At 70.4% G+C, this 22,966-nt stretch carries 18 protein-coding genes, 3 tRNA genes and 2 pseudogenes; 10 read left to right on the top strand and 13 right to left on the bottom strand.

The window, feature by feature from the left end:
* The first annotated feature begins 21 nt into the window (after positions 1 to 21).
* Together dnaG and LCH29_RS12600 are read left to right on the top strand one after the other, a co-directional pair.
* Positions 22 to 1,944: a DNA primase gene (dnaG, locus tag LCH29_RS12605; RefSeq protein WP_446461786.1), complete on the top strand. Its 1,923-nt coding sequence runs from the start codon at positions 22 to 24 to the stop codon at positions 1,942 to 1,944.
* A gap of 247 nt (positions 1,945 to 2,191) precedes the next feature.
* The gene (locus LCH29_RS12600; protein ID WP_446461785.1) at positions 2,192 to 3,478 is read left to right on the top strand and encodes an RNA polymerase sigma factor; all 1,287 of its coding nucleotides are present in this window, start codon (positions 2,192 to 2,194) and stop codon (positions 3,476 to 3,478) included.
* 6 nt (positions 3,479 to 3,484) lie between these two features.
* Here LCH29_RS12600 and LCH29_RS12595 read toward each other — a convergent pair whose 3' ends face one another.
* Positions 3,485 to 4,936 (bottom strand): FGGY family carbohydrate kinase, encoded by a 1,452-nt coding sequence (locus LCH29_RS12595; RefSeq protein WP_446461784.1) that lies wholly within the window; start codon positions 4,934 to 4,936, stop codon positions 3,485 to 3,487.
* Between the two features lie 25 nt (positions 4,937 to 4,961).
* Positions 4,962 to 5,234, bottom strand: coding sequence for a YtxH domain-containing protein (locus tag LCH29_RS12590; protein WP_123101356.1), 273 nt, complete (start codon positions 5,232 to 5,234; stop codon positions 4,962 to 4,964).
* A gap of 204 nt (positions 5,235 to 5,438) precedes the next feature.
* Here LCH29_RS12590 and LCH29_RS12585 point away from each other — a divergent pair.
* From LCH29_RS12585 to LCH29_RS12575, 3 genes are all read left to right on the top strand, one after another.
* A tRNA-Asn gene (locus LCH29_RS12585) sits at positions 5,439 to 5,511 on the top strand.
* A 5-nt stretch (positions 5,512 to 5,516) separates the two neighbouring features.
* Positions 5,517 to 5,589: transfer RNA gene (locus tag LCH29_RS12580), tRNA-Asn, on the top strand.
* A gap of 180 nt (positions 5,590 to 5,769) precedes the next feature.
* Positions 5,770 to 5,846: transfer RNA gene (locus LCH29_RS12575), tRNA-Ile, on the top strand.
* A gap of 110 nt (positions 5,847 to 5,956) precedes the next feature.
* Here LCH29_RS12575 and LCH29_RS12570 read toward each other — a convergent pair.
* The 3 genes from LCH29_RS12570 to LCH29_RS12560 all read right to left on the bottom strand — a co-directional run bounded on the left by LCH29_RS12570 (position 5,957) and on the right by LCH29_RS12560 (position 9,476).
* Complete coding sequence (locus LCH29_RS12570) at positions 5,957 to 7,225, bottom strand: DUF418 domain-containing protein (RefSeq protein ID WP_446461783.1); 1,269 nt, start codon at positions 7,223 to 7,225, stop codon at positions 5,957 to 5,959.
* A 440-nt stretch (positions 7,226 to 7,665) separates the two neighbouring features.
* Entirely contained in the window at positions 7,666 to 8,784 is a 1,119-nt protein-coding gene (locus LCH29_RS12565) for a sensor histidine kinase (RefSeq protein ID WP_446461782.1), read from the bottom strand.
* Positions 8,781 to 9,476 (bottom strand): response regulator, encoded by a 696-nt coding sequence (locus tag LCH29_RS12560; protein ID WP_009718115.1) that lies wholly within the window; start codon positions 9,474 to 9,476, stop codon positions 8,781 to 8,783. Before LCH29_RS12560 ends, LCH29_RS12565 begins: the two co-directional genes overlap by 4 nt.
* A 164-nt stretch (positions 9,477 to 9,640) precedes the next feature.
* Between LCH29_RS12560 and LCH29_RS12555 the strand changes: the two genes are divergently transcribed.
* On the top strand, positions 9,641 to 10,843 hold the full coding sequence (locus tag LCH29_RS12555) for a DUF418 domain-containing protein (protein WP_446461781.1): 1,203 nt from the start codon (positions 9,641 to 9,643) through the stop codon (positions 10,841 to 10,843).
* A gap of 836 nt (positions 10,844 to 11,679) precedes the next feature.
* Here the strand turns inward: LCH29_RS12555 and LCH29_RS12550 are convergent.
* The 3 genes and pseudogenes from LCH29_RS12550 to LCH29_RS12540 form a co-directional block, all read right to left on the bottom strand.
* Entirely contained in the window at positions 11,680 to 11,934 is a 255-nt protein-coding gene (locus LCH29_RS12550; RefSeq protein ID WP_446461780.1) for a Txe/YoeB family addiction module toxin, read from the bottom strand.
* Positions 11,931 to 12,194, bottom strand: coding sequence for a type II toxin-antitoxin system Phd/YefM family antitoxin (locus LCH29_RS12545; RefSeq protein WP_446461861.1), 264 nt, complete (start codon positions 12,192 to 12,194; stop codon positions 11,931 to 11,933). Before LCH29_RS12545 ends, LCH29_RS12550 begins: the two co-directional genes overlap by 4 nt.
* 96 nt (positions 12,195 to 12,290) lie before the next feature.
* Positions 12,291 to 12,512: pseudogene (locus LCH29_RS12540) on the bottom strand (oxidoreductase); the annotation flags it as partial.
* Between the two features lie 301 nt (positions 12,513 to 12,813).
* Between LCH29_RS12540 and LCH29_RS12535 the strand changes: the two are divergent.
* Positions 12,814 to 13,896, top strand: coding sequence for a LacI family DNA-binding transcriptional regulator (locus tag LCH29_RS12535; RefSeq protein ID WP_446461779.1), 1,083 nt, complete (start codon positions 12,814 to 12,816; stop codon positions 13,894 to 13,896).
* Here the strand turns inward: LCH29_RS12535 and LCH29_RS12530 are convergent.
* From LCH29_RS12530 to LCH29_RS12515, 4 genes are read right to left on the bottom strand one after another with little or no spacing between them, the layout of a single operon-like run.
* Entirely contained in the window at positions 13,859 to 15,256 is a 1,398-nt protein-coding gene (locus LCH29_RS12530; RefSeq protein ID WP_446461860.1) for a glycoside hydrolase family 32 protein, read from the bottom strand. The genes LCH29_RS12535 and LCH29_RS12530 overlap by 38 nt on opposite strands.
* Positions 15,257 to 15,261: 5 nt before the next feature.
* The gene (locus tag LCH29_RS12525; protein WP_446461778.1) at positions 15,262 to 16,149 is read right to left on the bottom strand and encodes a carbohydrate ABC transporter permease; all 888 of its coding nucleotides are present in this window, start codon (positions 16,147 to 16,149) and stop codon (positions 15,262 to 15,264) included.
* 15 nt (positions 16,150 to 16,164) lie between these two features.
* A complete protein-coding gene (locus LCH29_RS12520; protein ID WP_446461777.1) occupies positions 16,165 to 17,139 on the bottom strand; it encodes a carbohydrate ABC transporter permease in 975 nt (324 codons plus the stop codon).
* Positions 17,136 to 18,545: an extracellular solute-binding protein gene (locus LCH29_RS12515; protein ID WP_446461776.1), complete on the bottom strand. Its 1,410-nt coding sequence runs from the start codon at positions 18,543 to 18,545 to the stop codon at positions 17,136 to 17,138. The genes LCH29_RS12520 and LCH29_RS12515 overlap by 4 nt, the downstream gene beginning before the upstream one ends.
* Before the next feature lie 196 nt (positions 18,546 to 18,741).
* On the opposite strand from LCH29_RS12515, the gene LCH29_RS12510 reads away from it, so the two are divergent.
* The 3 genes from LCH29_RS12510 to LCH29_RS12500 all read left to right on the top strand — a co-directional run bounded on the left by LCH29_RS12510 (position 18,742) and on the right by LCH29_RS12500 (position 22,746).
* Positions 18,742 to 20,331, top strand: a complete 1,590-nt coding sequence (locus LCH29_RS12510; RefSeq protein WP_446461775.1) for a glycoside hydrolase family 32 protein — start codon at positions 18,742 to 18,744, stop codon at positions 20,329 to 20,331.
* Between the two features lie 271 nt (positions 20,332 to 20,602).
* The gene (locus LCH29_RS12505; RefSeq protein WP_446461774.1) at positions 20,603 to 22,012 is read left to right on the top strand and encodes a M1 family metallopeptidase; all 1,410 of its coding nucleotides are present in this window, start codon (positions 20,603 to 20,605) and stop codon (positions 22,010 to 22,012) included.
* A 197-nt stretch (positions 22,013 to 22,209) separates the two neighbouring features.
* Positions 22,210 to 22,746, top strand: coding sequence for a hypothetical protein (locus LCH29_RS12500; RefSeq protein ID WP_446461773.1), 537 nt, complete (start codon positions 22,210 to 22,212; stop codon positions 22,744 to 22,746).
* 23 nt (positions 22,747 to 22,769) lie between these two features.
* Here the strand turns inward: LCH29_RS12500 and LCH29_RS12495 are convergent.
* A pseudogene (locus LCH29_RS12495) lies at positions 22,770 to 22,934 on the bottom strand (RICIN domain-containing protein); the annotation flags it as partial.
* Positions 22,935 to 22,966: the final 32 nt, after the last annotated feature.

Raw genomic sequence — 22,966 nt, 5'->3', positions numbered from 1 at the left:
CCCCGGCCGTAGAATTCACGCGTGGCAGGCCGGATCAACGATGACGACGTAAGGGCGGTGCGGGACGCGGTCCCGATCGACGCCGTCGTATCCGAATATCTCCAGCTGCGGAACGCGGGCGGTGGCAATCTCAAGGGGCTCTGCCCCTTCCACGACGAGAAGTCACCGTCCTTCCAGATCAGCCCCAGCAAGGGGCTCTATTACTGCTTCGGCTGCCAGGAGGGCGGCGACACCGTCGACTTCGTCATGAAGATCGACCACCTCTCCTTCTCCGAGACGATCGAGCGGCTCGCCTCCCAGGCCGGCATCACCCTGCGGTACGAGCAGGGCAGCGCCACCCCCGGCCGCCAGCAGGGCGAGCGCACCCGCCTGGTCGAGGCGCACCGGGCGGCCGCGCAGTTCTACGTCGAGCAGCTGGACGGCCCCGAGGCGGAGATCGGCCGGAAGTTCCTCGCCGAGCGCGGCTTCGACCAGGCCGCCGCCCAGCACTTCGGCGTCGGGTACAGCCCGGCCGGCTGGGACCACCTCGTCCGCTTCCTGCGCGGCCGCGGCTTCACCGACCAGGAGCTCCTCGTCTCCGGACTCGCCCAGGAGAGCCGCCGCAACCCCATCGACCGCTTCCGCGGCCGCCTGATGTGGCCCATCCGCGACATCACCGGCGAGGTCGTCGGCTTCGGCGCCCGCAAGCTGCGCGACGACGACAACGGCCCCAAGTACCTCAACACCCCCGAAACGCCGCTCTACAAGAAGTCCCACGTCCTCTACGGGATCGACCTCGCCAAGAAGGACATCGCCAAGACCAGCCGCGCCGTGGTCGTCGAGGGATACACCGACGTCATGGCCTGCCATCTGGCCGGTGAGACGACCGCCATCGCCACCTGCGGCACCTCCTTCGGCGGCGACCACATCAAGATCCTGCGGCGGCTGTTGATGGACAACTCCGGCGCCGAGGTCGTCTTCACCTTCGACGGCGACGCGGCGGGCCAGAAGGCCGCCCTGCGCGCCTTCGAGGACGACCAGAAGTTCGCCGCCGAGACGTACATCGCGATCACCCCGGGCGGTATGGACCCCTGCGAGCTGCGGCTCGCGCAGGGCGACGCCGCGGTCAAGGCGCTGGTCGAGAGCCGCACCCAGCTCTTCGAGTTCGCCATCCGGCAGATCGTCGGGCGCCACAACCTCGACACGGCGGTGGGCCGCGCCGCCGCCCTGGACGAGGCCGCGCCCGTCGTCGCGGGCATCAAGAACAGCTCCATCCAGCACGAGTCGGCCGTCCATCTCGCCGGGCTGCTGGGCATCCTCGACACCCAGTTCGTCGTCCAGCGCGTCAGCCAGCTCGCCCGCTGGGCGCGGGACCGCGGCCGGGGCGGCGACCAGCGCCCCGACCAGCGCGGCCGCCCGCAGCACCGGGGCGCCGCCCCCGGCGGGCCCCAGAGTCCCGCGGCCCCGCCCGGCCCCCGGGGCCCCGCCCTGAACCTCCGCAGCCCGGCCCGCCGCGTCGAGCGCGAGCTGCTGAAGCTGGCCCTCCAGCGCCCCGAGCTGGTCTCCCCGGCCTTCGACGCCTACGGCGAGGACGAGTTCACCGCCCCGCCCTACGCCGCCGTGCGCCGCGCCATCGAGGCCGCGGGCGGCGCGGAGGCCGCCGACGCCGACTACCTGCGCCGCGTCCGCGAGGCCGCCCCCGACGACACGGTCCGCGCGATGGTCACCGAGCTGGCCGTGGAGCCCCTCCACACCCGCCGCGACGCCGACGAGGCGTACGCGGGCGAGCAGCTGGTGAGGGTCCGCCAGGCCGCCGTCAACCACCGCATCGCCGAGGTCCAGGGCACCCTCCAGCGCCTGGGCCAGCGCGCCGACCCGGCCCATCTGGCCGCCGTCCAGAACGAGCTGTGGGTGCTCCAGCAGTACGCCCAGTCCCTCCAGACCCAGGGCGCCGCGGCGCTCTAGCCCGGCCGTGCCCGCGCTGTGGCCACGCCGTACCCGCGCCGTGGCCGTGCCGTAGCCGGGCTGTGGCCGCGCCGTATCCGAGCGTCGCGGACGTCGCGTAACCGGGCGGTCACCGGCCGCTGCGCAAAAAGTGCCCGCACGCCCCTCGTGGCGGGCGTGTGTCGTACTCCACACTGGTTGCGGTGCCTGAGTCCTCGGAGCGCGGCGGTGTTGGCCGGGTAGGCCGGGACCCCCCGCAGATCCGCTCATGATGTACGGGACGGACGGCGGCGTGGCCGGCGCATCCGTACCCGATCGTTCTGCCGCCTCAGCAGCGATCACCCTGGAGGTCGCCCCCGTGCAGACCCAGACCCTCACCGACGCGGCCCCCGCGGCGCCGCCGAACCCCCTGGCACCGTCGCCTGTGGAGCCACCGGAACCGCCCCCGCTGCCCGACGCGGCCCGCGCCCCGGAGCCCCCGGACGCCCCGGAGCCCCCCGAGCCCCCGGGCGCCGCCGACACCCGGCCCGCCGACCAGGACCCCGAGACGGCAGACGCCGAGGCGGTGACCGAAGCGGACGCCGAACCCGACGCCGACGCGGACAGCGGCCCCGCCGAGCGCCCCGTACGCCCCGAGACCACCGGCCCCTCCTCCGACCTCTTCCGCCAATATCTGCGCGAAATCGGCCGGATTCCGCTCCTCTCCGCCGCCGAGGAGGTCGACCTGGCCCGCCGGGTCGAGGCGGGCCTGTTCGCCGAGGAGAAGCTCGCCTCCGCCCCCGACCTCGACAGCCAACTCGCCCTCGACCTCGACCGGTTGGTCGTCCTGGGCCGCATGGCCAAGCGTCGGCTGATCGAGGCCAACCTGCGCCTCGTCGTCTCCGTCGCCAAGCGCTACGTGGGCCGCGGCCTGACGATGCTGGACCTCGTCCAGGAGGGCAATCTCGGCCTGATCCGAGCGGTCGAGAAGTTCGACTACGCCCGCGGGTACAAGTTCTCGACGTACGCGACCTGGTGGATCCGCCAGGCCATGTCCCGCGCCCTCGCCGACCAGGCGCGCACCATCCGGGTGCCGGTCCACGTCGTCGAGCTGATCAACCGGGTCGTCCGCGTCCAGCGCCGGATGCTCCAGGAGCGCGGTTACGAACCCACCCCCGAGGAGGTCGCGGTCCACCTCGACCTCACCCCGGAGCGGGTGAGCGAGGTGCTGCGCCTCGCCCAGGAACCGGTGTCGCTGCACGCGCCGGTCGGGGAGGAGGACGACGTCGCGCTCGGCGACCTCATCGAGGACGGCGACGCCGCCTCACCGGTCGAGTCCGCGGCGTTCCTGCTGCTCCGCGAGCACCTGGAGGCCGTGCTGTCGACGCTCGGCGAGCGCGAGCGCAAGGTCGTGCAGCTGCGGTACGGACTCGCCGACGGCCGCCCCCGCACGCTGGAGGAGATCGGCCGGATCTTCGGCGTGACCCGGGAACGCATCCGCCAGATCGAGTCCAAGACCCTCAACAAGCTCCGCGACCACGCCTTCGCCGACCAGCTCCGCGGCTACCTCGACTAGACCCCGCTACGGCTGCGCCTCGAACGCCCCCGGGTGCGTCTGCTCCCGTACCGCCACGTACTGCTGCCGCACCGCCTGCCCCACCGCCAAGTCGTCGCCCGGCTCGAACACCTGGCTGGCGGCCGCGGGCCAGCGCGGCGGCTCGTGCGGGGACAGCGTCCCGTGCGCGGCGCCCAGCGCCCACGCGGCCTGCCGGGCGGCGCCCAGCGCGCCGTAGTCGGCCGGCTGCGGCACCACGATCTGCGCGCCCAGCAGCGCGGGCGCGATCGCCCGTACCGCCTGGAGATCGGCCGCCGGGCCCAGCAGGAACACCCGCCGCACCCCGACCCCGCGCCCGCGCAGGATGTCGAGCGCGTCGCCGAGCCCGCACAGCATGCCCTCGAACGCGGCCCGCGCCAGATGCTCCGGCTTCATCGACTCGCGCCGCAGCCCGGTCAGCGTCCCGGCGGTGTGCGGCAGATACGGGGTCCGCTCGCCCTCCAGGTACGGCAGCATCACCATCCCGTACGACCCGGGGGTGGACTTCAGCGCGAGCGCCGACAGCCCCTCCAGGTCCGTGCCCAGCAGCTCCGCCGTACCGCGCAGCGCCCGCACCGCGTTCAGCGTGTGCACGACGGGCAGATGCATCCCGGTGGCGTCGGCGTACGACAGGATCGTGCCGGTGTGGTCGGCCAGCGCCTCGTGGTGGATGGAGAAGACCGAACCCGAGGCCCCCAGCGAGATCACCGCGTCGCCGACCCCCACGCCGAGGCCGAAGGCCGCGGCCATGGTCTCGCCCGTACCGGCCGATATCAGCAGCCCCTCCGGCGTCTGCCCCGCGGCCTGGGCCGGTCCGATGACCTCCGGCAGCCGCACCTGGTGCCCGAGCGCCAGCTCGACCAGATCCGGCCGCCAGGCGCCGGTCGCCGCCGACCAGTAGCCGGTGCCGGAGGCCGTACCGCGGTCCGTCGTACGCCGCAGCGGCCGCCCGAGCAGCTGCCACACCAGCCAGTCGTGCGGCTGGAGCACCTCGGCCACCCGGCGCGCCGCATCCGGCTCCGACCGCGCCATCCAGCGCAGCTTCGCGACCGACTGGGCGGCGGTCGGCACCGCGCCCACGGCCTGGGCCCACGCCGCACGCCCGCCCAGCGTCTCGACCAGATCGGCGGCCGCGGACTGCACCCGCCGGTCGTTGCCCATCTGCGCGGGCCGCACCAGCGCCCCGCTGCCGTCCAGCGCCAGCAGCCCGTGCTGCTGCGCCGACACGCCGATGGCCTGCACCCCCTCCAGCAGCCCGCCCTCGGCGGCCTCCCCGAGGGAGAGCAGCCACGCCTGCGGGTCCACGTCGTTGGGCGATCCACCGGAGGACGGCGCCGGGTGCGGCGCGTACCCCTGCTTGAGTACGGCACCCGTATCCGTATCGCAGACGACGATCCGTGTGCTCTCGGACGAACTGTCCAACCCGGCGACTATCCCCATGGATCAGATCATGCCACCGCGGCGGCTAGGTGTTGCTGCTGCCCCAGTCGTCCTCCTCCGCCGCGGAACGCGACTCCCGCTGCGCGATCTTGTCCCGCAGCGGCCGCACCTTGCCGAGCGCCTTCGTGGCGGCCTCCCGGCCGCCCAGCGCGGCCGACTCGGCGGTATTGCGGACGGCCGGATTCTGCGCGAGCCGCTGCGCGCACGCACGCAGCTGCTCATACCGCTCGCGGCCGGCCCGCGTGCCGAACACGTAACCCACAGCCAAACCGGTCATGAACGTCAGCCGGTAGCGCATCGACCTGCCCTTCTGGTTGTCCTTCGCATCGGACCCCGGAGTCGTGCCGCACGTCTACCCGTACACGCCGCAGATCACCCTCCGATCATCCGCGGCCATACCGATTGGCGGAGCACCCCCCTGCTTGCGCTAATGTATGTGTCGCAGCGAACGCACGCCCTCCGGGAACCCCGGACGGGGGCGCGGTCGAGGCACACGGAGCAATCCCCTGTAGCTCAATTGGCAGAGCAGCCGGCTGTTAACCGGCAGGTTACTGGTTCGAGTCCAGTCGGGGGAGCTCGGTCCCCTGTAGCTCAATTGGCAGAGCATTCGGCTGTTAACCGGAGGGTTACTGGTTCGAGTCCAGTCGGGGGAGCAGCACGGGAGAGGACCCCTGGCGGGGTCCTTTTTCATGCCCTCATCCCCAGATCACGGGCCTCTCCACCCCTGATCCACGGCATGGGGGCGCCCAACATCGGCCCGCCGAAGCAACAGATCGTATGAGCGGCTATGCTGCGGCAGACGGCGCGCACAGATGTGCACGACGCGCCGTTACGGGGCGGTAGCTCAGCCGGTTAGAGCAGCGGACTCATAATCCGTCGGTCGAGGGTTCGAGTCCCTCCCGCCCCACCAGGAAGGTCCGTGACCTGCGGAAACGTCTCAGCGGGCGTGCGGATGATCAGGAACGGTCGGTGCTGGCCTCACAGGTCATGGCGACGGAGCCCCGCTACAGCGGCCGGGGCTCATCGGATGTGCTTCGTCGGCTTGGTGGCGGAGTTGAGCAGATACTCCAGGGGGCCGCGGCGGAAGAAGCGGGACCAGATCGCGGCGAACAGGGTGGCCCCGAGGATGAACATGAGCAGCGGTCCCCATGATTGCTGAGTGCTGGTCCCGACTGGCAGGGACAGCGCGGACTGTGCGATGAAGTGGCCGACGTAGGCCGTCAGGGACATGGTGCCCACGGCGATGACCGGTTTCGCCAGGCGGCGCAGTCGTGGCAGGCGGTCCATCGCCGCCGTTGCGCCCACGATCACGAGGGTCGCGACTCCGACGCTGCCGATGATGTCGAACGTGGTGCCGCTGTGCGGCCCGGCCGTCAGGAGCGACGACGCCGGCATATCGGGGAACGACCCGCCGTCCAGTGGTGCCGATCCGCTGTCGACGGGCAGTGACCCGGAGCTGCCGGACGACGGCCCGTCTTCCGCCATGCTCCGCAACGCGTCCTTGCCGGCGAGCAGCAACGACATGCCGTACGCGGCCACCGTGAGGGTGGCACCGAGCGCGGCCAGGCGCCGCTGGACAGTGCCGGAGGACAGGTCGAGGCGGCCCAGCGCCATGCCCGCGATCACGAACGACATCCACGTGAGCGCCGGGTAGAAGCCGGTGAGCAGCAGATCGAGCACTCCCACGTCGCTGAGCCGGTGGAGCGGGTCGTAGGCGTTGATGCTCTGTCGAACCGGGTCGGTCAGCAGCGCGTTCAGGGCGAACGCCAACTGGGGTGTGACGAGGGCGAGGGCGGCCGCGGTGATCGCGAGCGTCCTGGCGCGCAGTCGCACCAAGGGCAGGGCGAGCAGGAAGTAGACCCCGTAGAAGCCGAGGATGATCACTCCCCCGTACTCCATCGCCATCGCGGTGCCCAGCGCCAGCAGGACCACGGCGCGGATCGCGATCCGAGCCTTCGCCTGCCGGCCGGCCAGGCCGGTCTTCGGCTCCCGGCGGCCGGCGATCAGCATCAGTGAGAACCCGGCGAGGGTGGCGAACAGGACCGACGAGTGACCGTCCGCCAGGTACCGGATCCAGCTGGCGACACCCTCCGTGGCCGACAGCGGGGGGCCGATGTGCACGACGTACATGCCGAACACCGCCAGCGCGCGGGCCAGGTCCACCCCGACGAGGCGTCCCATCGAGGGACCGGGCGAGGCCGGCACGGCGGACTCGGGCGGGGTCCGGGGCTGCGGAGGTGAGTTCTCCTGGGGAGCTGACGTCTCCTGCGGCGGCTGCGACTTTGTCATACGGAGAATCTCGCGTGGACGTCAGGGGCGGACCATCCGGCAGGCTTCGGTAACGGCCCCGCCGATCGGCGGGTACTGCCCTGCCGACCGGCGGAGTCTCGTCCCCGGCCGGTCCGGGGTGCGACCGGACGGCTGTGTACCGGCGCTCCTGGGAGTGGCCGTCGCATTGGTCAGCACATTGCTGAAGTGACGCGGCGACTTGTCACAGATACCGGTGAGGAGGGCGTGACCGATATGCGAGCCCGCGTACGAGATCCACGCCGATAGGCCGACCGACCGAAAACATCCAGCCACCACCACGGCATGTGGTCACGTCCGCGGAGGGACCGTCGGCAAGCTTCCGTCGTCCCGTGAGCCGGCACCACCCGATGGGTCAGCATGAGGTGGCGAGCCGTGGCCAGTAGCCGGGCGGCGGCTGGGCCGTCCGGCCGCCTGGCCGGTCAGTCCGCGCTGAGGGGAATCCGCAGCCGCACCCGGTAGCCACCCTCCGCGGTCGGGCCCGCTTCCAGGTTGCCGTGCAGGATCTCGGCCCGTTCCCGCAGACCTACCAAGCCCTGCTGCGAACCGGGGAGGGAGAGGGAGGGACGCGTGGGCGGGGTGTTGGTGACGGTCACTCCGACGTCGCCGTCGTCCTGCCACAGCTCGACGCACGCGGTGGCGCCGGGTGCGTGCTTGCGTGTGTTGGTCAGCGCCTCCTGGACCGTGCGGTAGACGGCCCGTTGCGCGGGTGTGCCCACGGTGGGCGGCAGCTCACCCGTCAGCTCCGCTTGTGTGCCGCTGGATTCCACCAGTTTGCGCAGGTCGGCCAGGGTGGGCTGAGGAGTCAGCTCGGTTGTGTGGCCGCCGGAGGCGCGCAGCAGCGTGACCATGGTGCGCAATTCGTCGAGCGTGGTGACGCTCAGCGAACGGATCGTATGGGCAGCCTCCTTGGCGTCCGCGTCCTTGGTGGCGACCTGCAAGGCTCCGGCCCGTACAGCGATCAGGCCGACCTGGTGGGAGACCACGTCGTGCATCTCACGGGCCAGCTGGGCGCGTTCGCGGGCGAGCACCGCCTGGGCGTGCAGTGCCCGCTCGTGCTCCCTGGCCTCCTCGATCTCGACGAGCCGCCGCGCCAAGACCCGATGCGTCTGGAGAAGTTGTGCGATGAGGACCGGTGCGGCGGCGGTCGCCAGGCAGTATACGAAGGTGATCAGCGTCATGGTCCGGCCAACCTCGGTGAGGCCGGCCAGGGGCCACGGAGTGCTGTTGGCGAGGGCGGTCAGGGCGACGCACACCGCGAGGAGAGGACGGTTCCGGGAGCGTTCGGCCAGCGTGAACAGCGCCGCGAGCGGAGCGACGGCGACGGGCTGCGTCAGCGCGATGGGCAGGGTGAGCAGGAACACACCGAGCGGGAACCTGCGCCGGAAGGCCAACGCGGCGCAGCCGAGCGTGGCCAGCGCGACGCCGAGGCGCGTGTCGTCCCACAGGTTCAGCCGCAGGTCCACGGCCGCTGCCACCACCAGAACGAGGTCGACGGCCGGCGCGGGCACACGCTCCCACAGCGCGCGGGCGCCATTCATCGCCCGGCCTCCGGCCGCGGGTGCTCGTCGAGCAGTCCGGCTCGCTGCGCCAGCAGCGCGGCCTGCACCCGGCTCGTCACCCGTAGCTTGGTGAGCATCGCGCTGACGTGGTCCTTGACCGTGCCGACACCCAGGTGGATGCGCGCCCCGATGTCGGCGTTCGACAGCCCCTCCGCCACCAGGACGAGGACGTCGCGCTCGCGGGCGGTGAGCAGCCGGACGCGGGCCGCCTTCTCGTCGACGACCGCCTCGGTGCCGGGGTGGCTGTGCAGCAGGGTCCGCGACGCCTTGGGGGAGAGCACCACGCCGCCGGCGGCCAGGGTGCGCACCAGGTGGGCGAGCTGCTCCGGCTCGGTGTCCTTGAGCAGGAAACCGGCCGCGCCGGAGTGCAGCGCGGTCAGGATGTACTCGTCGGCGTCGAATGTCGTCAGCATCGCCACTACCGGCGGATCCGGCATCGTTCGCAGCTCGCGCAGGACGGTGAGTCCGTCGACGTCCGGCATCCGTATGTCCAGCAGCACCACGTCGGGTCGCTCCCGGCGGACGGTTTCCAGGGCCTCGCCACCGCTCGTGGTCGCGACGACCTCGATGTCCTCGGACGCGCCCAGAATGAGTTCGAAGCCCGAGCGGATCAGTGCCTCGTCGTCCACCACCACTACCCGGATCACGCGCTGCGCCTCACCTTCGTTCATGCCGTCCGGCCCATGCCGACTCGACCCTAAAGCCATGCAGAGCCCCGGCGGCCCGACGAGCGGCGGCTCCAGCCACACGGCAGGGCAGCACCCTCCAGTCGGCAGGGAGCCCCCAGCCTTCTGCCGGATACTCCGTGATCAGCCCGGTCTCCAGCCTGAGTGGCATGACAGATCACGCGGACTCCCCGCCGACCGCACCGTCCCCTGCACGCGAGCGCAGTGAGCCCTCGACGGGCGCGCCCGGCGTGGGCCGACTGATCGGGCTGGACCTGGCCCGCGGCCTGGCCGTCTTCGGCATGTACGCGGTCCACGTGGGGCCCGCCCCGAGCCAGGGCGGTGTCATCGGCTTCCTGATGGAGCTGGCGCAAGGACGCTCCTCCGCCCTGTTCGCCGTCCTGGCCGGCTTCGCGGTCGCTCTCATCACCGGGCGTCGCAGGCCGAAGACAGGCCTGGCCGGCCGCCAAGCCGTCGCCAAGGTCGTCATCAGGGCCGTCATCCTGTTGGTCCTCGGCAGCGCCCTGACCATGACCGGCACCCCGGTCGTCCCGATCCTCGCCTTCTACGGACTGTTCTTCCTGCTCGTGTTGCCGCTGTACCGGCTGGGCGCCAAGCCGCTGGCGATGATCGCCGCAGGATGGGCCCTGGTGGGCCCGCAACTGCTGTACCTGTTGAAGCCGGTGGTCGGCGGCCGCGAATTTCCCACCGTCGGCCAGGCCGACGGCATCGTCTCGCTGCTCTTCACCGGTGGCTATCCGGCCCTGACCTGGGTCCCGTTCGTCATCGCCGGTATGGCTGTCGCCCGCTTCGACCTGGCAGCCACGGCTGTCCGGATACGCCTCGCCCTCACCGGCGTCGCCCTTGCCGTCACCGGCTATGGCGGCTCCTGGCTGGCGCTGCGTCTCGTGCCCGGTGCCGCAGAAGCCATTCGGGAAGCTGCGGGGGGACCGGGCATGCCGTCCATGTCGTCCGCACCGCCCGGCAGCGCTGGCATCTTCGGCGACACCTCCGCCGGGATGCTGGTCGCCTCCCCGCACAGCGAGGCGACCCTGTCCATCGTGGGCCACACCGGTGTGGCGATCCTGGTGATCACCGCGTGTCTGGCCGCCATGGACGCCTTCCCCCGGCTGCGCCGCTTGGCCAAGCCCGTCATCGCGGTCGGCTCGATGTCACTGACGGCGTACGTCTACCACATCGTCGCCATCTGGCTCCTGGATACCGAGGAACTGGCCGTCCCGCCGCTGTACGTCCTGCTTGGCTTCATTGCGTCCGTCACCGTCCTCGCCACCCTCTGGTCCCGCTTCTTCCAGCGGGGGCCGCTGGAATGGCTGATGGGCAGGGCGACCGGGATCGCCCGACGCATTCGATGAGAGCCATCCGAAGCGGCACGGGCCGCGAGATCCCGACCTCGTCTCCTCATTGCCCCTTACCGTGGATCACTCCGGCTGGCCCGCCACGGGCAGGGGTGGCCCAGCACACTGGTCATAGAGCCTCCGTCCCCGGTTCCGGCACCGTGCGCATTCGCGTTGGAAGGGAAAGCCGCTGCGTACGAGTTCGAGGTCCGTTTCCGAGCTCCCGCGATGTCCGGCCAGAGCCTCAGGCTCGGTCCTGGTGGGGCCGGTGAGGACGCGTTGGGGACACAAGATAGGAACAGACCGACAAGGACCAAGGGTTGCCGACATGATTCACCCTGTTTGACCTGCAGAGACGCCAAGAATCGACGTAGAAGCGCAAGGAGATCCTCGAAGGACTCATCATCCGTCGGCCGTGGGTTCGAGTCCCGCCCGCCCCACCACGCGCTACGCGGGCAGAATCCTTCTGGCCTGCGAGGACGGGAAGGCCATGGGCTGTCGTCCCGCCTTCCTCACCCGTGGCGCCACGGTAGGCACAGGCCTGCGGACATCTCGAACCCTGGCGTCACGCCGCCGTCGGTGGCTGTCACGCGGCAGGAGCCCCGGGTCAGTACGGCGACCGGTCCCGTCGCCTGAGCGCTGAGGGCGGGTACGGCCTCCCACCGTGTAGCGGCCGCGGGGACGGCCGGGGCCGTTACACAGTGTCCTCGGGGGTCGGCGGGGTGTCGGAGACCGAGCCTCAGCCCTCCAGCCCCGGGCCACACGACAGTTGCTGCGTTCGAACAACGCGTCGCCGATGCCCTTCAGGCGGGGTTTCGTTCGCCCTGTGGCCTGCCCACCATGGAAGCGCGTGGTCAGTAGTGGTACCTGGCCTGGACGATGATCAACTCGTCGTCTGTCGGCTTGTACACCAGCCGGTGCGTGTCGTCGATCCGCCGGGACCAGTATCCGGAGAGGTCGCCCTTCAGGGGCTCCGGTTTGCCGATGCCCTTGAAGGGGTCACGCATCGTGTCGTCGATCAGCTTGTTGACGCGCTTGACTATCTTGCGGTCGCTCTCGGCCCAGTAGGTGTAGTCCTCCCAGGCGTGCGACGTGAACGAGATCCTCACGCATGCTCCGCGTCGGGGTCGATCAGCTCACGCTGCTGAGTCCGGCCGTCCTCGGCCTCGGCGATGGAGTCGAGCAGGCGGCGGGCGTTCTTGGGGGAGCGCAGGAGGTGCACCGTCTCCGTCCAGGAGGTGAAGTCCTCTTCGGACATCAGGACGGCGTTCCCCTTGCGGGAGGTGATGTGAACCGGGGCGTGGTCCTCGTTGACCTGCTCGATCAGCGGGAACAGGTTCTGGCGTGCCTCGCTGGCGGTGATGGACATGGTTGCTGCCTCCTCTCTTGACTTGTACAAGATATAGTACGAGTTCTGTGGGTGTCCACTGGTCGCGAGCCGGGGGCCGGACCCAGGACAGGGTGGGGTGCGGGTGACACCCGCGATGACAGCGGTCGTCAGCACCCAGCCGAAGGCGGGGGAGTCAGCGCCGAAGGACAGCGTGCCCAGCAGGATCAGCGCGAGGAGCCAGATGCCTGCCAGCCAGGGGCGGTAGCCGTAGCCGACGGTCACGTCGAGGAGATGGCCCCATGCGCGGGCCGCCGGGGACAGGGCGCGGCGCCGGTGGCGTTGCTTGGCGAGGAGGACGCCCGGATGAGCGCCTTCGAAGCGGTCACCAAGATGCCCTGCGGCTTCTCCGCGGCCCGGACGCGGTGCATGGAACTCACGGCACAGCTCCTTTACGGGGACCTCTCCGCAGACAGCTGATCGCTGGTGCGGCCGTGCGAATCCACACAAGGTTTGGCGCTTCGCTGACCTGCGCATTTGGTTTTCCGTATGCATCGCGGAGGCTGTCAGGCGAATGACTCTCCGGCGCGCGGCGGATTCAGGACGTCGGCAGGACGGGCTCCGCAACATCTTCCGCGGGTAGGCTGGCCTGATCAGGCAAATGCGGCGGGGACGAGGCATGGGCGGGGTCGACAAGACGCGGAGTGGCGGGGCTGAGCGGGCGACCTCGCGGGATGTCGCCCGGCTTGCCGGGGTGTCGCACACGGCCGTGTCCTTCGTCTTCAACGGGCGTGCCCGGGGCAACCTCTCCGCCGAGACGCAGGAGAAGATCCGCAAGGCAGCCGCACAGCTCGGCTACCGGCCGAACGCGGTCGCCCGCGGCCTGCGCCGACGTCGTACCGCCGTGATCGGTCTGGTCACGGACGAGATCGCCACGTCGCCGTTCGCCGGGCGGCTGCTGCGCGGGGCCATGGACACGGCCTGGAACAGTGAGCATCTGGTGCTCACCGTCGACTCCGGGCAGGACCCGGTCACCGAGGACGCGGCCGTCGCCGAACTGCTCGACCGGAGGGTCGACGGGATCATCTACGCCGCGCTCTCATTGCGCCGCGCCCGAGTCCCCGAAGGCCTGCACCGCACGTTCGCCGTGCTCGCCAACTGTCTCGCCGAGGACGGCTCCCTCCCGGCCGTCATCCCCGCCGAGCGGGCCGGTGGCCGCAGCGCCGCGCGCGTCCTCCTCGACGCGGGCCACCGTCGTGTCGCCCAGGTGGGCGGCCTGGACGACATCGCCACCGCGGAGCGCCTGCGTGGCTTCCGGGACGCGCTGCGGGCGGTGGGGCTGACCGCCGAGAAGGACTGGCTCCTGCGGACGGGAGGGGAGATCGCCGCCGGGTACGAGGGAGCGTTGCGGTTGCTGGACGGTGTTCCCGCAGACCGGCGGCCCACGGGGATCGTCTGTTACAACGACCGGGTCGCCGCGGGCGTCATCCACGCCGCCGCGCGTCTGGGCCTCGACGTGCCCGCCGATCTGTCCGTCGTCGGCTACGACGACCAGGAGCACATGGCTGCTTTCCTCAGCCCGCCCCTCACCACGGTGGCGCTGCCCCACCGCGCGATGGGAGAGACGGCCGCCCGCCTGCTCCTGGACGCCATCGACAGCGGGACGGCGCCGCCCGTCACCACCCGGCGGCTGGAGTGCCCCGTCGTCATGCGGGGCTCGGTGGGACCAGCGCCCAACCCGTGACCTCGACGTCCGTCCCCGACACGGTCAGCTCCGGGACGTCGTCGTCCCGTCGGTACACCCGTTCCGTGGCCATCGCCCGGTCGCCCGCGAACAGTTCCAGAAGGGAGCCGTCCACGAGGATCCGTACGGTGAGGGCCTCGCCCCGCGGGGTCGGCAGGACCAGGGGGGCCGTGCCGTCCGGGCGGGAGCGTGGCCAGGCCGTGCGGTTCAGGGTCACGGTGCCGGACCCCGGGTCGAGCCGCACGGTCAGTTCGCCTCCGGACGCGGCCCGCAGCAGACTCAACGTCGCCGCCGACCGGGCGGTCACCAGCAGGTCGTACGAGAGGGGGAGCGGCCAGTGCGGTCCGGGTGTGGCCGTGAACGGGACGGCCGCTCGAAGCAGTTCGAGCTCCGCAGCCGGTGCGACCCGCAACGTGCCGTCCTCGTGGGTGTCCACCACGCGTGGTGCCGTGAGAACTCCGGACCAGTCGGCGCGGTCCACCCCCTCGGGCGGACGTGACTCCCAGGACCAGCCCCACAGCAGGGTGCGGCCGGACTCCGTGTCCTGGAGGACGGAGGGGGCGTAGAAGTCGCGGCCGAGGTCCAGGGGGCCGCCGGTGCCGACTCCGAACCGCAACGCACCGTCCTCCTTTTGCAGCAGATGTCCCGTCAGGTAGGCCGTGTTCAGCGGGTCGCCGTCCCACAGCGCCACCGCCAGCACCCAGTCGCCCCGGGCGGTCTCCCACATCTGCGGGCATTCCCAGCCGATCGCCCGCGTACCGAAGGCGCGGGCCGCCGCCGCGTCACGGCCGTCCAGCAGGACCCCGGCGAACCGCCACGCGTACAGGTCCTCACAGTCGTACACCACAACGGACGGGGTGCCGTCGGCGTGGCCCGCGCCCACCAGCGCCCAGCGACGTCCGGCGAAGCGGAAGACGAAGGGGTCCCGGAACATCGTCACGTCCATGCCGGGTGGCGGGCCGGCGACCACCGGCACCGGCAGTTGCTTCCACTCCTCCAGGCCATCGTCCTCGGCCACGGCGAGACAGATCGTGCTCAGGCCCTGGTGATCGCGGTCGATTCCGGAGTACACCGCTGTCGGTACACCACCGTCGTCCACCACGCAGCCGGACCAGCAGCCCGCTTCGTCCGGGCCGCCGGGTGTCGGCCGCAGGGCGATCCCGTGGTCGTCCCAGTGGGCGAGGTCGGGGCTGGAGGCGTGGCCCCAGTGGATGTTCGCGTGGACGGGGGCGTCGGGATTGTGCTGGTAGAAGAGGTGGTAGCGACCGCCCCAGCGGAACGGCCCGTTCGGGTCGTTCATCCAGTTGGTCGGCGGGCGGACCCGGAAGCGCGGGCTCTGTGCGTCGGTCGACCGGCTCACGGAACTCAACGATTGACTCCTGCGGAGGTGATGCCCTCGCGCAGAGGGCGCTGGCCGACGACGAACACGACGACGGCGGGGATCATGGAGAGGACGACTCCGGCGAGGACGACGGAGATCGAGCCGGTGCCGAGGTTGCCCTGGAGGGAGACCAGACCCAGCGGCAGCGTGAGGTTCTCGGTGGAGGTTTCGAGGATCAGCGGCCGGAAGAACTCGTTCCAGTGGTAGTTGAAGGCCAGTACGCCGACGATGGCGAGACCGGGGGCCGCCAAGGGGGCGTACACGGACCGGAAGACGCGCCACGGGCCCGCGCCGTCGATCATCGCGGCCTCGCCCAGGTCCTTCGGCATGCCCAGGAAGTACTGGCGCATGAGGAAGGTGCCGAAGGCCGTCGGGAAGGCCGGGATGATGAGGCCGAGCAGGGTGTCGGTCAGACCCATCGCCTTCAGCTCCAGGAAGACCGGGACGATCGTGACCTGCAAGGGCACCATCATCGTGGCCAGGACCAGCGCGAACAGCGGCTTCTTGAAGCGGAATTCGAGGCGGGCGAAGGCATAGCCCGCCAGGCCCGCGGTGATCATCTGGCCGACCGCGATCAGCGCGGTCACCAGGGTGGAGTTCAGCGCGTACAGCCAGACGTCGATCTGGTCGAACACCCCGCGGTAGGCGACGACGGTGGGGTTCGTGGGAATGATCTCCGGCGGCAGGTCGAAGGACTTCGCCGGTGTGCGCAGCGACGTGGACACCGTCCAGATGACCGGGCCGAGCGTCAACAGGGCGCACAGCGCCAGGCCGGCGATCCGGGCCCAGGGCGCGAGGCCGTGCCGTACACGCGACACGGCGGGGCTCGGGAGGGATCCCGACGCGGAACCCGACAGGGAACTCGTACTCATTTCGGCTCACCCGGCTCACTGGTAGTGGACATAGCGCCGGCTGAGCCGGAACTGGAGGGCGGTGACCGCCATGATCAGGACGAAGAGCAGGACGCCCACGGCGGACGCCTCGCCGAAGCGGAGCTGCTCGAAGGCCGTCTCGTAGATGACCATCACGACCGTGCGGGTGGAGTCGCCGGGACCGCCGGCCGTGAGAACGTACGGCTGCTCGAATACCTGGAGGGCGTTGATGATGCCGACCACGGACGCCACGAGCAGCGTGGGCGACAGCAGCGGCAGGGTGATGGCGAGGTGCTTGCGCAGGCCGCTCGCGCCGTCCAGCGAGGCCGCCTCGTGCACCTCCTTCGGGATGTTGTTCAGTCCGCCGACGAACAGCAGGAACGAGAAGCCGAACTGCTGCCAGACGTATGCCAGGACCACGGCCGCCATCGCCCCGTTCTCCGAGGTCAGCCAGGGGACCGAGGGGATGCCGACCGTGCCCAGCAGCCAGTTCACGGGGCCGAAGTCCTGATTGAACAGGTACTTCATCACCACCGAGATGGAGGCGGCGGACAGCACCAGCGGGAAGAAGAAGGCCGAACGGAAAACTGACCGCAGCCACTTGGGCATCCGGCCGTTCACCGTGATCGCCAGCACGAGCGCGAACAGCAGCTGGAGCGCGACCGCGAGCACCATGAAGACGAGCGTGTTGCGGAAGGAGACGAGGACCGTCGAATCGGTCAGGATCTTGCGGTAGTTGGCCACTCCCGCCCACCGCGGGTCCTCGATCACGTCCCAGTGGAAGAGGCTGAGGACGACCGAGCCGACGATCGGTAGGACCGTGAAGACGACGATGCCGACGACGGTGGGCGCGAGGAACAGTGCGGCGAGCAGGCGGGTGCCCCGGCCGCGGGCGGTGGTGGCCGCGCGCTCGGACGCCTGACGGCTCTGACGGGTCTTGCGGGTACGGACGGACTCCGGTCGTACGGGCCTGATCTCGGTGTTCGTCATACCTCACGCTCCATGGCCTGCTCCAGGTCCCCCTGTAGCCGTCGCAGCGCGGGGCGCACCGTGCGGGGGCTCGCGAGGGCGGTTCCGGTGTGCTTGATCAGCAGCTGCTCGACTTCGTTGACCTGCGGCGGGGCCGGGATCGGGCCGGTGGTGGGGATCTTGTCGAGGGTGTCGTAGAAGACCTGCCAGTGGGCCGGGCCGGTCTCCCGGTAGCGGGCCGCGTCGACCATGGAGCGGCGGGCCGGGGTGGTCTGGTTGGCTGCGAAGAGCTGGGTCATCACGTCCTTGCGGGTGGTGTACTTGATGAACTCCCAGGCCTCGTCCCGCATCTTCGACGTGCGCAGCAGCGCGTACCCTGCGGCGCCGAACTGGTGACGTCGCGTGCGCCAGCGCGGGAAGTACCGGACGTCGTAGTCGGTCGGTTCCATGCCCGCGAGGTGCAGGCCGCCCGCCCAGAAGCCGCCCGCGGGCGTGACGCCGACGCGGCCGGTGGAGAACACGCCGACGAGGTTCCGGCCGTCGCCGCCCTCCGGGCGGGTGCACAGGTCCTCCTGGACGAGGGAGGCGAGGTAGTCGTACACCTCCGCGACGCGGTCGGAGTCGGCCTGGGGTGTCGTCCATCGGTAGCCACCGCCCCGGCCGCGCCGCTGCGCCTCGGGATAGAAGGAGTTCCAGAGCCACTCACCCCCGGGGGCCTTGGACTCGGCGAGGAGGTTGGTTCCGTTGGCGAAGAGCCAGGGGACCACTCCGCCCCACAGGCGGTTGGTCCAGAAGTAGGGGGTGAACCGGGCGCCGTTGCCGCGCTTCATCGCGCGCAGCAGCGTCGTGAAGTCGTCGCGGGTCCAGTCGGCGTCGGGTAGGCCGCCGCCCGCCCGCTCCAGGACCCGGTTGTTGACGTACATGTCGGCCGCGTTGAACTCGACCGGCAGCTGGTAGAGGCTCCCCTCGTACATCATCGACTCGACCAGCGAGGGATGGACATCGGCGAAGTACGGGCGCAGCTCGGCCGCGTCCCGCTTCGCCCACCTGTCCAGCGGAACGCCGAGCCGTTGGGCGAAGAGCTGCACGCCCTCGGTGGCGACGTACACGAGGTCGGGTGCGGTGCCCGCGGCGATCTGGGTGAGGATCTTGGAGAAGAAGTCCGACCAGTCGGAGGCCTGTACGGCGTTGATACGGATCTTGATGTCGGGGTGGACCTCGCGGAACCCGTCGCGCAGGGCGCGTTGGGCCTCGGGGGTGAGGGCGGAGCCGAGGGTGGCGATGACGAGCGAGCCGTCGTCGCGGCCGGGGATGTCGGCGGCGGTGAGGCGGTCCCAGCCGGCCGCGACGCCGGCGAGAGCGGCGGCTCCGGCGCCGTACGCCCCGTAGCGCATCAGGCCCCGGCGGGAGAGGAGCGAGTCGGTCATGGGCGAGCCTAACTCGAGTTAGCCACAGTTGATTCCCTGATGATGAGAATCCCGTTACTGCCCTGTCAAGGGATGTGGTGGTGGGGAAGTCGCTGAACGAACTGTGTGCGAAGGCTTGACCTTTAACGAGTTAGGTATACGGTCCGGTCCACATGAGCCGCGTCCCGACGACGACGTCGGGGAAGGGAGTCGCACGATGCGTGGCATATCGAGGAGCTCGCTGGATCCGAGCAGGACCCTGTCCAGGCGGTCGCTGTTGGCGGCCTCGGCCGCCGGCGCCGCCGGTGCTCTGCTGCCGGTCCCCGCGAGACCTGCGGAGGCGGTGTCCGGTGAGGCTACGGCCGCGTGCACGGGCAGCTACCGCGCCGAGTATCACTTCACGGTCCCCGACCAGTGGATGAACGACCCCCAGCGCCCGATCTGGATCAACGGCGAGTACCACTACTACTACCTCTACAACCCCGACTACTCGACGGGCGGCACGACGGCAGGTACCGCCTGGCGCCTGGCCACCAGCACCGACCTCGTCTCCTTCACCGACAAGGGCGTCGCCGTGCCGAAGGACACGACCCCCAACGGCGATGTCTGGTCCGGTTCGGCGGTGGTCGACACGGACGGTACGGCGGGCTTCGGCGCGGGCGCGGTGATCGTCATCGCCACCATGGCGCCCGACGATGTCACCCAGGCGCAGTACCTGTACTACTCGACGGACGCCGGCCGCACCTTCACCCACCACGGCACCGCCCCGGTCCTCCCCAACCCCGGCGTACGGGACTTCCGCGACCCCAAGGTGATACGAGACGAGGAGCGCGGGCGGTGGGTGATGACGCTTGCCGAGAACGACAAAGTGGGCTTCTACCACTCCGCCGACCTCAAGGCGTGGACGTACGTGAGCGGCTTCATCAAGGGTGGCATCGGCGTCATGGAGTGCCCCGACCTGTTCCGCATCAGGGCGGAGGACGGGGCCTGGAAGTGGGTGCTGGGCGTCAGCGCCAATGGCAAGGGCTCCGGGCTGCCGAGCACGTTCGCGTACTGGACGGGCTCCTTCGACGGCACGACCTTCACCGCCGACGTATCCGATCCCCAGTGGCTGGACCACGGCTGGGACTGGTACGCGGCGGTCACCTTCGACAAACGCGACGCGAACGGGGCCCTGGACCCGGCCGCACGGTACGCGATCGGCTGGATGAACCACTGGGACTACGCGAGCACCACCCCCACGATCGAGTGCGACGGCTTCAACGGCACCGACTCGATCGTCCGCGAGGTGCGGCTGAAGCGTACGCCGTCGGGTACGTACTACCTGGCGTCCCAGCCGGTGGCGGCCCTGGACGACCATGTGTCGCGTACGGTGAACCTCGGCGACATCACCGTCGACGGCACGCGACTGCTCGACTACACGGGTACGGCGTACGAGCTGACCTGCGAGATCACCTGGGATCAACTGGTGGGTGCCGGACTCCAGTTGCGGCGGTCTCCGGACGGTGGGCGGCACATCGACGCGGGGATCTACGGCGGCTACGCCTTCGTCAATCGCGGTTACACCATCAGCCCCGACACCTCCGGCCGCTGGCAGGAGAGCCGTACGCCCTTCGACCAGTCCGCCCGCACGGTCCGCCTGCGCATCCTCGTCGACCGTTCGACCGTCGAGATGTTCGTCGGCGACGGCCGGTACGTGCACTCGACCGAGGCCTTCCCCGACCCGTCCGACACAGGGCTGGCCCTGTTCACGATCGACGGGCAGGCGGTGTTCCGTAACACCGTGATCCGGGAATTCACGGTCTGATCCGACGTGAGGTGGCCGGGGCGGACAAGGCTGCCGGTGCCGGCGCGCCAGGGCTGCTACTCGTAGCGGGTCATGCTCCGGGAAGTCGGCATCACCGTCGTTCTCGCGCTGACCCTGGCCGCCCTGTGCGCGGCCATCCTCAGACCGATGAGTCCGGCCCGCACGGGTTCGGCGGCACACGAGGTGACCTGAACGGGGGTGAACGAGGGGTCCGATTGCCTACCCTGAGGCTCCTTTGCTCACACGCCACCCCCCCCCAAGGAGCGCGCACGTGACCCACCCCCGCATACGCCCCGCCGTCCTCGGCCGCGGAGCCGCCACCGTCCCCGTCGCGGTGGCGGCCCTGCTCGCGGCGGCGGGACCCGCCGCCGCTGCCGGACGGGCGGGCGCGCCCGGCGTCGGCGACCCCTACTTCCCACGCGCCGGCAACGGCGGCTACCACGTCGCCCACTACGGACTGACGCTCGGTTACGACCCGAAGAGCCGACACCTCACTGGCAAGGCGGTCCTCACCGCCCGCGCCACCCAGCGCCTGACCCGCTTCGACCTCGACTTCAAGGGCCTGAGGATCACCGGTCTGACCGTCGACCGGGCCAGGGCGGCGCACAAGCGCAGTGGTCAGGAACTCGTCGTCACCCCCCGCCGCGCCCTGCACAAGGGGCAGACGTTCCGCGTCACCGTCACCTACCAGGGCAAGCCCGCCCCGGTCACCGACCCCGACGGTTCCCGCGACGGCTGGATCCCCACCGACGACGGCGCGTTCGTCGCCGGCGAACCCCAGGGCGCCATGACCTGGTTCCCGGCCAACAACCACCCGCTCGACAAGTCGTCGTACGACATCACGCTCACCGTCCCCAAGGGGCGTACCGCCGTCGCCAACGGCGTCCTGCTCGGCCAGCGCACCCGCAAGGGGAAGACCACTTTCCGCTGGCGGCAGAAGGAACCCATGGCCGCCTACCTCGCCACCGCGACCGTGGGGAAGTTCAAGGTCAAGCAGTACACGACCCGTAGCGGCATCAGGGTCTACGACGCCGTCGACCCGCGCGAGGCCACCGCCGCCGCACCCGTGCTGAAGAAGCTGCCGTCCGTGCTGGAGTGGGAGAGCAAGCTGTTCGGGCCCTACCCGTACCGCGCCGCCGGCTCCATCGTCGACCACGCGCCCAACGTCGGCTACGCACTGGAGACCCAGACCCGGCCCGTCTATGACAGGGCCCCCGGCCTGGGCACTCTCGTCCACGAGAGCGCCCACCAGTGGTTCGGCGACTCCGTCTCCCTCACCTCCTGGAAGGACATCTGGCTCAACGAGGGGTTCGCCAGCTACGCCGAGTGGCTCTACGACGAGCAGCACGGCGGCGCCAGTGCCCAGGAGAGCTTCGACGACCTGTACGCCACTCCCGCAGGCGATCCCCTGTGGGCGTTCCCGCCCGGCAACCCGGGCAGCGGCGCCAAGATCTTCGGCCGCCCCGTCTACGACCGCGGTGCCATGGCTCTGCACGCCCTGCGCAGCGCCGTCGGCGACCGTGTCTTCTTCCGCGTCCTGCGCGCCTGGGCCGTACAGCACCGCCACGCTCACGGCACCACCGCCCAGTTCCAGCGGCTCGCGGAACGGGAGTCCGGGAAGAACCTCGGTCCGCTGTTCAACAAGTGGCTCTACGCTCAGGGGAAACCCCGCACCCCCTGACGGCCGCAACCGTCCCCGAGCTGACCGGTTCCACACAGGGTGGCACTTCTTCGGATTGACGTCGGTGAAGGTCCCGCTGGTGTCGGTGTCGTGATCCGCTCGAAGGAGTGTCCACCACGCGATGTCAGGCCGAGCCCTCTTTTTTCGGGCTACCGTCGGACATGCCGTGTTGCCCACGCACCCCGAGGAGTCATCCTGTGTCATCGCCCTGTGACCCCCAGTACGCTCCCGCCGGCGATGTGGGTGCTGCGCTCATGGTGATCGACTCTCGGCTCAAAGCCATCTACGACGGCAAGGCCGAGACCGACCCCGAACAGCAGCAGCTGAGCGAACAATTCGCCGCGTCACTCGGCCCCAACGAGGCCAAGGACATGCTGGACGGTGCATGCACGCTCATCTACATGTTCATGCAGTGGCTGCGGATGGCCCACGAGGACCACGACAGGGATGTCATCGAGTACGTCGTGCCCAGCTTCGTGGCCTCGATGCGCATGATGCCCAAGAGCATCTGTCCCGAGGTCATCCCCACCATGACCGGCCTGGTCGTCGCGGCCGGCACCGGCCTGAGCCCCAACCTGTGGCGCAAGCAGTTCGGCGACTGGACCGAGGACGAGATGAACCCCCTGGAAGCCACGGCCTTGCTGCTCGCGGAGCACATCAACCGGCTCACCGACGACCGCGACTTCGCCACGCGCATGATCAGTGAAGCCTTGTCCAGCTCTCCGGAGGCTTAGCTGAGCGGCGGCCTGCTGTGACTGTTGTCGCTGCCGCTGATGGACGCGGTGACCTTGACGTTGCCGAGGATGTCCACGGCGAGCTTGGGCCGTCCCCGGAACCGGCCCTTGACCGACTGGGGCACGAGTTCGGCCCGTACCTTGCTGAACGGGGTGACGGTGACGTTGCCCTCGGGGACGGTGGTGGCCCCCGTGAAGCCGGCCGCACGGGGGCTGGTAG

The sequence above is a fragment of the Streptomyces sp. BRA346 genome (assembly GCF_052851135.1).
The sequence above is the reverse complement of the archived record's forward strand: the minus strand, read 5'-3'. Positions and strand labels throughout refer to the sequence as shown.